Source organism: Buchnera aphidicola (Anoecia corni), assembly GCF_964056675.1.
GTDB lineage: Bacteria > Pseudomonadota > Gammaproteobacteria > Enterobacterales > Enterobacteriaceae > Buchnera_E > Buchnera_E aphidicola_B.
Genome location: NZ_OZ060371.1, coordinates 303,714 through 315,949, shown reverse-complemented (window position 1 = coordinate 315,949; position 12,236 = coordinate 303,714). Strand labels below are relative to the sequence as shown.

At 22.6% G+C, this 12,236-nt stretch carries 9 protein-coding genes; 6 read left to right on the top strand and 3 right to left on the bottom strand.

Going from position 1 to position 12,236, the window contains the following annotated elements:
• Positions 1–430: 430 nt before the first annotated feature.
• Positions 431–1,876: a pyruvate kinase gene (gene pyk / locus AB4W63_RS01290; RefSeq protein WP_367681200.1), complete on the top strand. Its 1,446-nt coding sequence runs from the start codon at positions 431–433 to the stop codon at positions 1,874–1,876.
• A gap of 1,133 nt (positions 1,877–3,009) precedes the next feature.
• On the opposite strand, the gene aspS is transcribed toward pyk, so the two are convergent.
• From aspS to trxB, 3 genes are all read right to left on the bottom strand, one after another.
• Entirely contained in the window at positions 3,010–4,737 is a 1,728-nt protein-coding gene (gene aspS / locus AB4W63_RS01285; protein ID WP_367680803.1) for an aspartate--tRNA ligase, read from the bottom strand.
• A 248-nt stretch (positions 4,738–4,985) separates the two neighbouring features.
• Positions 4,986–5,204, bottom strand: coding sequence for a translation initiation factor IF-1 (gene infA / locus AB4W63_RS01280; protein ID WP_367680802.1), 219 nt, complete (start codon positions 5,202–5,204; stop codon positions 4,986–4,988).
• Positions 5,205–5,397: 193 nt separating this feature from the next.
• Positions 5,398–6,351: a thioredoxin-disulfide reductase gene (gene trxB, locus AB4W63_RS01275; protein ID WP_367680801.1), complete on the bottom strand. Its 954-nt coding sequence runs from the start codon at positions 6,349–6,351 to the stop codon at positions 5,398–5,400.
• A gap of 325 nt (positions 6,352–6,676) precedes the next feature.
• Here trxB and lolA point away from each other — a divergent pair, with 325 nt between their 5' ends.
• From lolA to cmk, 5 genes are all read left to right on the top strand, one after another.
• A complete protein-coding gene (lolA, locus tag AB4W63_RS01270; RefSeq protein WP_367680800.1) occupies positions 6,677–7,300 on the top strand; it encodes an outer membrane lipoprotein chaperone LolA in 624 nt (207 codons plus the stop codon).
• A 113-nt stretch (positions 7,301–7,413) separates the two neighbouring features.
• Positions 7,414–8,706, top strand: a complete 1,293-nt coding sequence (serS, locus tag AB4W63_RS01265; protein WP_367680799.1) for a serine--tRNA ligase — start codon at positions 7,414–7,416, stop codon at positions 8,704–8,706.
• An 83-nt stretch (positions 8,707–8,789) separates the two neighbouring features.
• Positions 8,790–9,881, top strand: coding sequence for a 3-phosphoserine/phosphohydroxythreonine transaminase (gene serC / locus AB4W63_RS01260; protein WP_367680798.1), 1,092 nt, complete (start codon positions 8,790–8,792; stop codon positions 9,879–9,881).
• A 73-nt stretch (positions 9,882–9,954) separates the two neighbouring features.
• Positions 9,955–11,244 (top strand): 3-phosphoshikimate 1-carboxyvinyltransferase, encoded by a 1,290-nt coding sequence (aroA, locus tag AB4W63_RS01255; protein WP_367680797.1) that lies wholly within the window; start codon positions 9,955–9,957, stop codon positions 11,242–11,244.
• Between the two features lie 303 nt (positions 11,245–11,547).
• Entirely contained in the window at positions 11,548–12,219 is a 672-nt protein-coding gene (cmk, locus tag AB4W63_RS01250) for a (d)CMP kinase (protein WP_367680796.1), read from the top strand.
• Positions 12,220–12,236: the final 17 nt, after the last annotated feature.

Here is a 12,236-nt window from a genome sequence, read left to right as displayed (position 1 = left end):
TATATTTTAAAATTTTTAATGATTACTAATCATAGTAGACTTGCATTTTTATTGCTAATAAACCATTTTTTATTAAAAATGTTTAACTATTTTAGTTCAATTCTATCTATTGTCAATAATATTAACATTTAAAATATTAAGTGTATTTTACTAATTACATACATACATGATGATTCGATTTTAACTTAATTATTATAACAAATTTTAACATATCTCTTAACAATTTGTAAGCATTCACTACATCTTAAAAATGTTCCTTATAAATCAATCTTTAGTTATAATCTCAATATTAGTAACTTTAAAAAAACTCAAAATAAATGTATTATAAATACAGTTTTAAATAAAATTATTCTTTTTAATATAAACATATTACATATATAAGAAATTTTAACCCGTATATTTTATTCTTTATAAACAATAGGCTTTTATCATTATGAAATGTATTAGAAGAACAAAAATTGTTGCAACATTAGGTCCTTCTACAGATAAAAAAGACAATTTAAAAAAAATTATTCAAAATGGTGTTAACGTGCTACGTTTAAATTTTTCCCATGGCAATAGTCAAGAACATCAATATAGAGTAGAACAAGCTAAACTAATTATGAAAGAAATGGGATGTTATTTATCAATATTAGGTGATTTGCAAGGTCCAAAAATTAGAATAGGTATGTTCGAAAATAAAAAAATTTTCTTAAAAAAAGGAAATAGCTTTATATTGGATTATAATTTTTCAAAATACCATGGAAATGAAAAAATAGTTCAAGTTGAATACTCTAAATTATCTGAAGAAGTAAAAAAAAATGATATTCTTTTGTTAGACGATGGCAAGATAAAGTTAAAAGTATTAAATACAAAATTGTCTAAAGTATTTACCAAAGTATTAATAGGAGGAGTTCTTTCTAATAAAAAAGGAATTAATAAACTTGGAGGTGGATTATCTGCTGATTGTTTAACAAAAAAAGATGAAAAAGATATAAAATTAGCAGCTAACTTAGGAGTAGATTATTTAGCAATTTCCTTCCCTAGATGTTCTGCGGATCTCTTACGTACAAAATTATTACTACAAAAAGCAGGAAGTCGTGCAAAAGTCATTGCAAAAATAGAAAGAGCAGAAGTAGTTTCTAACCAAAATATAATAGATGAAATAATTAATAACTCAGATGCTATTATGGTAGCTCGAGGAGATTTAGGTGTAGAAATTAGCGACCCAGAACTAGCAGGAGTTCAAAAAAAATTAATAAAAAGAACTCGTCAATTAAATAAGATTGTAATTACGGCTACCCAAATGATGGAATCTATGATCACTAATTCTATCCCTACAAGAGCGGAAGTAATGGACGTAGCTAATGCAGTTTTAGATGGAACCGATGCAGTTATGTTATCAGCTGAAACTGCTTCTGGAAAGAATCCAGTAGAAACTGTAATTTCTATGTCTGAAATATGTCAAGGGGCAGAAAAAATACCAATTTTAAATACTTCGAAACATCGTTTGAACACACAATTTAATTGTATAAAAGAAGCGATCGCTATGTCATCAATGTATACTGCTAGTCACTTAAAAGGAGTATCATCTATAATTAATCTTACCCGTTCTAAACAAATATCTATCATGGCTTCTAGAATAACGTCTAAATTACCTATTTTTTCGTTAACTGATAATTTACGAGATTTAAATTTAATGGCATTATATAGAGGTGTTATTCCTATATTTTTTAAAAAAGTAAATAATGAAGTAAAAGAAGAAAATCAAGCTATTGCATTTTTACTATCTAAAAATCTAATAATTTCGGGAAGTCTAGTAGTTATTATTGCATTAGAAGAAACTTATAATTTTAAAAAAATTTATTCTTCTAAAGTTTTAGAAATATCAATGTAAAAAATGTTTACAACAATATTGTTTTTAAATTCAATTTAATTATGTTAATAATCGTAAATATAAAATATATGTAAATCCTTTATATAGAAAATAATCCGTCTATACAATTTATTAATATATTTTATATTTATAAAATAGATACATTTAATACAAAAAATAAAAAGTCATAATTTTTAATTACATAAAAATAAAAAATACTTTAATTTGCAAAATTTAAAAATTTCAAATATTTAATAGTATGTATATTCATTGTTTAATTCTTTAAATTAACATTTAAGTTGATTAACATTTTTATTAAAATTAAATACTACTTAATCAGATGGAATAACCCAAGATTATTAGTAGAAAATACCTCTTATAATTTTTCTTAATAAAAATCGCTTCTTTTAAATAAATAAAGTTTTAAACAATTTTTTTTAAAAAAAATTTAACTTTCACATTTTTTTAAATAAAGTAACAATTGTTATATTTAACACTAAAAACTTTTTTTTAGTATAAGTAAACTATTATTAATTTAATTTTTAAAAATTAATATTAATAATGTATTCTATATAATTAATTGTTTTATTTATCAATAGACATGTTGAGATTTATATCTATATATATGAAAAATAAAAAAAAATGATTGTAATACTAATCTTGTATTAAACATTTACACTGCAAAAAAAAATAAACAGTAAGTAATTACTTTATAGTTAGAATTTGTTTTTATAACATATTAATATTTTTGATTAAAAAACATTAAATTGACTTTTGAATAAAATTATTTTTTATATATTTCAAACTATTAAATAAAAAAAAAATTTTCTTTTATTATCTTTATATAAAATATAATTATTACGTAATTACTCTATTTAATCTTACCGTTTTAACAATTTAAATTATATTTCTTATCAATGCATTATCTTCTACTATTATAAATAGTACTACTAAAGCGATTTTTTATTTATACTTTTAATATTATTTTTTATTTTATATGATTAAATATTTAATTAAATTTAAAACTCAAACTTTTAAATACTTGATATACATTTAAAAAAATAATATATTTTTAATTTTTTATTATAGGTTAAACTAATTGCTACTGTTCAATAAATTTAATATTCTTAAATTTATTTGATTTTGTTAAATTACTAAATAATTTTATTAGGTGCACCTGTTGTTAAACAATAAGCAGAGGTTGTCTTTGGAAAAGCAATAACATCTTTTATATTTTTTGAATTCGTCATGAGCATGACAATTCTATCTAAACCAAAAGCCATTCCAGCATGAGGGGGCGTTCCAAAATCTAAGGCTTTTAAAAAAAAACCAAACTGTTCTTCTTTTATCTTTTTTGAAATTCCTAGAAGATTAAAAATTTTATCTTGTATACATGTACTGTTTATTCTAACAGAACCACCACCTGCTTCATATCCGTTTATTACTAAATCATAAGCTTCAGAAATAATTTTTTCAGGATAAGAATCCAACAGATCTAAATTTTTTTTAGTATTTTTAAAAGAAGTAAACGGATGATGAACAGAAACTAAATTATTTTTAATATCTTTATTAAATAATGGAAAATTTATAATCCAAACTGGCTTCCAATCTTTTTTACTTATTAAATTTAATTCTTCACCAATTTTTTTTCTTAAAACTCCAAAAATAGTACTAACTAAAGCACATTTTTCTATCATTAAAAATATAATATCTCCGTTTTTTGCTTTTGTTTCATTAATTATTTGTTTCAAAATTTTTGCATCTATTATATTTTTATGAGAACTTTTAATTCCATTTAATCCTAATTGCATATTAATTATTCGTATAAAAATTAATTGTGATTTAGTGAATTTAGCAACCAATAAATTATATTTTTCTATTATTTTCCTACTAAAGTATTTTTTATGTGGAACACAAAGTCCGACTATTTTATAATTTTTTTCCTCTTTAATATTAAAAAATAAAAAAAATTTTTTATTTTTTTTTAGTAGAAAAGTTAAATTTGTTAATAATAATGGATTTCTTAAATCCGGTTTATCAGATCCATATTTTTCTATTGCATGATTAAAAGTAATTGTCGGAAACTTATCTAACCGAATTTTTAAAACTTTTTTCCATAAATTCCGAATCATTTTTTCCATAATTAAACGAACTTTTTTTACATGCATAAATGACATTTCCACATCTAGTTGCGTAAATTCTGGTTGTCGATCTGAACGCAAATCTTCATCTCTAAAACATTTAGTTATCTGATAATAACGGTCAAATCCTGATATCATAAGAAGTTGTTTATATATTTGAGGAGATTGAGATAGAGCGTAAAATTTATTAATATGTATTCTACTAGCAACTAAATAGTTTCTTGATCCTTCATTCATTACTTTTGTCAGAATTGGAGTTTCTACATTTATAAATTTATGACTTTGCAGAAAATGGTGTAATAAATATACTATTTTACTTCTAATTTTAAAAATATTTATATTTTTTTTATTTCTAAGATCTAAATAACGAAATAAAAATCTTTTTTCTTCACTATATGTATGGTAATAATCTAAAGGAAATGACTTAGATTCATTAAATACATATATTTTTTTTGCTAATACTTCTATTTTTCCAGTATTTAAGTTTAAATTAATATTTTTGTCCAATCTTTTCTTTACAATACCATGAACTTTAATACAATATTCATTTTTTAAAATAGAAAATTCTTGATACAGATTTTTATTTTTCTTATCTATAAAGATTTGAACTATTCCTTTATTATCTCTTAAATCTAAAAACAAAAAACTTCCAAAATTTCTAATTTTATCAACCCATCCACATAAAATAACTGATGTATCTATATCTATCAAACATAAATCTCCACAATATTTTGTACGCATATAACTTCTCTTCAATCTATAAAACATATATGTGTTTAATACGTTAATAAAAATAAATCATATTTTTCGAAATTAGCATATAAATTTTTTTTTGTCATATTAATAAACATTATTTTTTAAAACAATTAATATATTTAATAATTTTTATTAATAAACCTGTAAAATTCTTTTTTATTCAAAATAAGAAAACATTACTATTTAAAATATATTGTATATATTAAATATTATTTAAATAATATTTAATATATTTATCTACTTCTAAAAATTATTCTTCCTTTAGAAATATCATATGGAGTTAATTCTACCGTAACCTTATCTCCAGTAAGAATTCTAATGTAATTTTTTCGCATTTTTCCTGATATATGAGCAATAATAATATGATCGTTTTCTAGTTTTACTCGAAACATGGTATTAGGTAAAGTATCAATTACAGTTCCTTGCATTTCTACATTATCTTTTTTGTGCATAATTTACTTGTTCTCTATTATTTTTCAGTTGATCTCAAGTTGTTATTTATTACTAAAATTTTAAAAAATTGAAAATGAATTATTTTTTTAAATTTTTTATTTTATATTTCATATATACAATTTAAGTTAATTTTTTTAGTAAAAAATGTAAGTTTATCTATAATTTATACTGAATGATATCGAAAAAAATATTTTATTTTTTTGCATTTAAATACTTTTCAGCATCTAAAGCAGCCATACATCCTGTTGCTGAAGAAGTAATAGCTTGTCTGTATACATGGTCAATTACATCCCCTGCCGCAAAAATGCCTTCAGTACTAGTTTTAGTAAATCCACTATGTATTCCAAAGTTCACAGAAATATATTCATTTTTCATTTTTAAATGATTTTTGAATATTTTTGTATTAGGAGTATGTCCTATAGCTATAAAAACTGCTGCAACATTTATAGTAATAAATTCATTATTGTTTATATTAGATTTTATTTTAATTCCAGTAACTTCTTCTTTTGTTCCTAAAATTTCATCAACTATAAAGTTCGTATACAATATTATTTTTTTTTCTTTTACTTTTTTTTTTAATTGATATAGTAATATACTTTCTGCACTAAAATATTTATTTCTATGTACTATAAAAACTTTTCTAGCTATTTTTGATAAAAATAAAGCTTCTTCTACAGCAGTATTACCTCCTCCTATAACTACTACATCTTTTTTTACATAAAAAAAACCATCACAAACAGCACAAGTTGATACTCCTTTCCCTTTGAACTTATTTTCAGAACTTATCCCTAAATACCGAGGAGAAGCACCTGTTGCTATAATTAATGCATCAGTTCTATAACAAAACGTTCGTCCTATTAAATAAAATGGTTTTGTTAAAAAATCTACTTCTAGAATTTCATCATTAATTATATCAACTTTAAATTTCTTTGCATGTTTATGCATTCTATCCATTAAATCTATTCCACTTAAAGTCGAAAAATCTCCCGGCCAGTTTTCAATAGTATACGTTGTAGTTAATTGTCCTCCTACTATATTTCCTGTAATTAATATTGGAAACAAATTAGCTCTAGATGCATAAATTGAAGCAGTATAGCCAGCTGGACCAGATCCTAGTATAAGAAGTGAAGTATTTTTAGTTTCCATTTTTCTTTTATAAATACATATATTGGACTAATTTAAAATTTATTTATTTTTAATACTTTATTTATTTTCAAAATTTTATATACTATAAAATTTAAATATAAAAATTTATTTTTTAATATATAATAATATTATTTCAATTAATTCTAATAGAAATATTATTTTATATGTTATTCTAATTAAACGCAAATAAATGAGTTTATCTTCTATACATATTTAAAATCCTAATATAAACTATATGTTTATTCTAAATAAAAATATTTAATTTAAACTCATATAAATATGAAAACACCATATCTTTTTTTTTAACTGATTTTAGGACAAAAAAATGAATAAAATATTGTTGTTTATCTTTGCAGTATTATTATCAGTATCTTCAATGGCATTCGACAAACAATTAGATTTAGAAAATCGATTAAATCATTTAAAAAATATCTTTTTAGAATTTAAACAAAAAATAATAGATAAAGATGGAAAACAAATTTTTGATTCTAAAGGAAAGCTTTGGATTAAAGACAAAACTACATTTTATATTCATATAGATTCTCCTAGTCCTGTAAAAGTAGTATCTAATGGAAAAACAGTATGGCATTTTAATATAGAAGATCATAACGTAACTATTTTACCATTTGAACATATGAAAAAAAATGTACAAATTCTATCTATGATAAATGATCCATCATTTCTAAAATCAATAATAAGCAAACATAAAAATAACGCATTTAATATGATTCTAAGTGAAAAATTTTTACCTTATAAAAAAATTAATATAAACATAACAGAAGAAGGTATTATTAAAAGAGTTGAGTTCATAGATGAAAACAGCGAACGAATTATATTTGAATTCCGAAGCCAAAACAAATGGGATGTAGAACCAAATAAATTTGATTTCGTAATTCCAGAAAAAACTGAAGTTAACGATCTACGACTAAGCAATTCAAGTAATAGTTAATTATTAACAAAATTTTTAATAACATTTAAAATCATGTTTGCGTTTTTTTATTATTGAAATCAAATAATTAAAACTTAACGCAAACTACACTCACTCTATTTTTGTAAAAAAAAATGTTAGATCCAATCTTATTTCGTATTCAACCTGAATTAATAAAAAAAAAATTAAAAAACCGTGGATTTAATTTAAATATACATAAAATAAATACGTTAGAATCTAAAAGAAGAATTCTTCAATTACATACTGAAACCCTTCAAAAAAAACGAAATTATTTTTCAAGATTAATTGGAAGCTTTAAATTAATATCTAAAAAAAATTCACATTTAAAAAAAAAAGTGGTGAATATTAATAATACTATTCAACATAATAAAAAAAAATTATCCTTTCTGAAAAAAATAATTTTAGAATTTTACCTCAATATACCTAATATACCTCATAAAGATACTCCAATAGGAAAAAATAATACTAGTAATCATGAAATATTCCAATGGGGGAATAAATATAAAAAAACTAATATACTATTTAAAAATCACATTCAACTTGGTAATAATATTCTCGGATTTGATTCTAATCCAAATTTAAATATATCTGGTTCTCAATTTATTGTTATGAAGAATAAAATTGCTTTACTTCATAGAGCACTTGGTCAATTTATGTTAGATTTGCATACAATAAAACATGGATATTCAGAAATATATGTTCCTTATATAGTAAATTCAGACTGTTTATATGGAACAGGACAATTACCCAAATTTAGCGAAGAACTTTTTCATATTTATTCTAAAAATAAAAATAAATTAGAGTACTCTTTAATTCCAACTTCAGAAGTACCACTAGTAAACTTATTTAAAAATAAACTAATTAATAAAAATGAATTACCTATTTTATTAACAGCTCATTCTCCTTGTTTTCGATCAGAAAATTATTCTTATGGACAAAACACAAAGGGGCTAATTCGAACTCATCAATTTGAAAAAGTAGAAATTGTACAAATCGTCCATCCAAAAAAATCATCTTTAGCTTTAGAAGTAATAACTAATCACGCAGAAAAAGTATTGAGACTATTAAAACTACCATATAGGAAAGTTCTCCTATGCACACAAGATCTAGGTTTTTCTGCTTCTAAAACTTATGATTTAGAAGTTTGGTTTCCATCTATGGATAAATATATAGAAGTATCTTCTTGTTCTAATATGTTAGATTTTCAATCGAGAAGAATTAATCTAAAATATTCTAGAAAAAAAAAATCAAAAAATAATTTTTTACACACGTTGAACGCATCTGGATTAGCTGTTGGAAGAACATTGGCTGCCATTATCGAAAATTATCAACATTCTGACGGAAAAATAGAAGTTCCTACTGTTTTGCAAGAAAAATATATGAATGGATTAAAATTTATACAATAAAAATTAATTAAATTAATATTTAATTTTTTAGATTAACATCTAAATTAATAATTTTTACAATTTAAACATTAGATGAGAAAGAAATGAATAGTAAAATTTATAATTTTAGTGCTGGACCAGCTATGATTCCGAGAAAAGTATTAAATACTATTTCTAAAAATATTCACAATTGGAATAATTTAGGAGTTTCTATTATTGAAATAAGTCATCGTTTTAAAGATTTTGTTGATATGTTTGAAACAGCAAAAAAAAATTTAAAAAAAATAATGAATATACCTGAAAACTACAAAATATTATTTTGTTCTGGAGGAGCAAGAGCTCAATTTTACGCTATTCCTATGAATTTATTGAATACAACTCAAACCGCAAACTACATTAATAGTGGTTACTGGTCTAAAAGTGCTTTTACAGAATCTCAACGTTTATGCTCTTCTAAATTAATAAATGTACGTAAAATAAGAGACGGAAAATATTCTATTTCACCAATGAAAGAATGGAATATCAATGATAAAACGTCTTATATTCACTATTGTCACAATGAAACAATAGAAGGTATTGCTATATACGAAAGACCAAATTTTAATAAATCCATTGCAGTAATAGCTGACTTTTCTTCAAGTATTCTATCTAGAAAAATAAATATTAAAGATTACGGAATGATATATGCCAGTGCTCAAAAAAACATAGGACCATCTGGTATAACAATAGTTATTATACGAGAAGATTTAATTAAAAAATGCCATGAACATTGTCCATCTGTTTTAAATTATAGAAATATTTTAAAAAATAAATCCATGTTTAATACTCCTGTTACTTTTTCTTTATACGTAGCAGGTTTGGTATTTAAATGGATAAAAAAAATAGGAGGAATTGCAGAAATAGAAAAAATAAATGAAAAAAAATCTAATCTTTTGTACAAAACAATAGATGATAGTTCTCTATACACTAATTTTATTGATAAAAAAAATAGATCATCTATGAATATTTCGTTTTTTTTAAAAGATGAAAAATTGAATGAACTATTTTTAAAAAAAACACATAAAAATGGTCTTTTATTTTTGAAAGGACATTCTTTAATAGGTGGTATGCGCGCTTCTATTTATAATGCTATGACTTTTAATGGAGTAAAAAAACTATCTTCATACATGAAATATTTTGAAAAAAAATATGGATAGTTTAATTAATTATTATGTAAATAATAAACAATACTTAATATATACAAATAATTTTTTCTAGGAAATTTACTATATGAAAACATCTTTAACTATAAAACCTATTGCTTACGTTCAAGGAAAAATAGATTTACCTGGTTCAAAAAGCATTTCCAATAGAGCACTTCTTATTTCTGCGATTTCTAACGGAAAAACTAGTTTAATAAATTTATTAGATAGTCATGATACACAATTCATGCTTTTAGCTTTAAAAAATTTAGGTGTACATTACATTTTAGAAAAAAAAAACTCTATTTGTCATATATATGGAAATGGAATTGATTTTAAAAATAATAAAAAATCATCTATATTTTTAGGAAACGCAGGAACAGCTATAAGATCTTTAGTTGCTGTTTTATCTTTAGTTAATAATGATTTTGTTATTACAGGTGATGAAAGAATGCAAGAACGTCCTATAGGAGATTTAGTTGACTGTCTAAAACAAGGAGGAGCTAAAATTAAATATATACAAAAAAAAGAAGGATTTCCACCAGTACAAACAAAAGGAGGATTTGTTGGAGGAAAAATTTCAATACGTGGGAATATTTCTAGCCAATATTTATCAGCACTTTTGATAGCATCTCCACTAGCCATTAATGACACTACTATTACAGTAAAGAAAAAATTAGTATCAATTCCCTATATTAAAATGACATTAAATATCATTCAACATTTTGGAATAAAAATAAAACATGAGAATTATAAAACGTTTTATATTAAAGGACAACAAACTTACCGTAGTCCAGGAACTTACTACATAGAAAGTGATTTATCTTCAGCTACTTATTTTCTAGCAGCTGCAGCTATTAAAGGTAAAAATATTGTTTTAAATAACATATATAGAAATAGTATACAAGGAGACATTAGATTTATTAACGTACTTCAAAAAATGGGAGCTATAATATTTTGGGGAGAAAATTTTGTAAAATGTTCGAAAGGAAAACTGTGTGGAATTGATATGGATATGAATGATATTCCTGATGCAGCAATGACTATTGCTATGGTAGCGTTGTTTGCTAATGGAACAACAACTATCAGAAACATATATAATTGGAGAGTTAAAGAAACAGATAGATTACATGCAATGTCTACTGAATTAAGAAAAATTGGTGCCATAGTAATAGAAGGTGAAGATTATATTTCTATTACTCCTCCTAAAAAATTTATTACATCTTCTATTAATACATATAATGATCATAGAATAGCAATGTGTTTTTCTCTTATATCTCTATCAGAAACATCAGTTAACATAATAGATCCAGAATGTGTTTCAAAAACATTTCCAAATTATTTTTCTGTTTTTAATAAAATAAGTTTTTATAATTAAACATATAATATTTTACAAGATATTTATATATATTTATATCTTATGCAAATATTATGAAAATAAGATTTATCTTATTAACAATCTACATATAAAACTAACATTTTATTTTTAAAATAAAAAATTTTATACAATTAGGTTTTAATTTAAAATAATAATAAATAAAATTTATTTATTTTAATTTATATAATAAAATCTAAAATACTATTTTTAAAATTTTAATATATTTACATATATATATCTAATATATACTTATATAAAAAAAAACAATAATCTTTTAATTAAAACTTATTCTATTTAACTATTATGAATATTCCAGTAATTACTATTGATGGAACAAGCGCGTCAGGAAAAAGTACTTTATGTAAAAAAATATCTAAAAAAATAGGATGGTTTTCGCTAGAATCCGGTTTTATATACAGGGCAGTTGCCCTCATTTATTTACAACGTTCTTCTTATATTATACCAAACAAAGTTATTGTTATTGCAAAAAAATTAAACTACTTTTTATTTATAAGAAAAAAAAAATTTAAGGTAATTTATAATAAAAAAGATATTACAAATAACATTTTTACAGAAAAAACTTCTATACTTGCATCTAAAATATCACAAATTCCAGAAATACGAAGTATATTATTAAATGTTCAAAAATCATTCCGATTAAACCCTGGTTTAGTAGCTAATGGAAGAGATATGGGAACTGTAGTTTTTCCTGATTCTCAACTTAAATTTTTTCTAACATCAAATTTAAAAATTCGTTCTTACAGAAGAATGCTTCAATTAAGAAAAAGAGGAATAATTACTAGTTTTAAAAAAACGTATTATGAAATTCAAAAAAGAGATAATCTTGATATTTTTAGAAAAATATCTCCTTTGAAACCATCAAAAAATGCTATAATATTAGATACAAGTTATATTAATACAACTGAAATGTTTAACATTTCAATGAAATATGTTAAATCTAAATTTAATTTATAATAAATTATATAAATAGC

Excerpts from the sequence above, each read along its gene's own strand:
- aspS (WP_367680803.1), bottom strand. The coding sequence starts at position 4,737 with ATGCGTACAAAATATTGTGGAGATTTATGTTTGATAGATATAGATACA.
- infA (WP_367680802.1), bottom strand. The coding sequence starts at position 5,204 with ATGCACAAAAAAGATAATGTAGAAATGCAAGGAACTGTAATTGATACT.
- trxB (WP_367680801.1), bottom strand. The coding sequence starts at position 6,351 with ATGGAAACTAAAAATACTTCACTTCTTATACTAGGATCTGGTCCAGCT.
- lolA (WP_367680800.1), top strand. The coding sequence starts at position 6,677 with ATGAATAAAATATTGTTGTTTATCTTTGCAGTATTATTATCAGTATCT.
- serS (WP_367680799.1), top strand. The coding sequence starts at position 7,414 with ATGTTAGATCCAATCTTATTTCGTATTCAACCTGAATTAATAAAAAAA.
- serC (WP_367680798.1), top strand. The coding sequence starts at position 8,790 with ATGAATAGTAAAATTTATAATTTTAGTGCTGGACCAGCTATGATTCCG.
- aroA (WP_367680797.1), top strand. The coding sequence starts at position 9,955 with ATGAAAACATCTTTAACTATAAAACCTATTGCTTACGTTCAAGGAAAA.
- cmk (WP_367680796.1), top strand. The coding sequence starts at position 11,548 with ATGAATATTCCAGTAATTACTATTGATGGAACAAGCGCGTCAGGAAAA.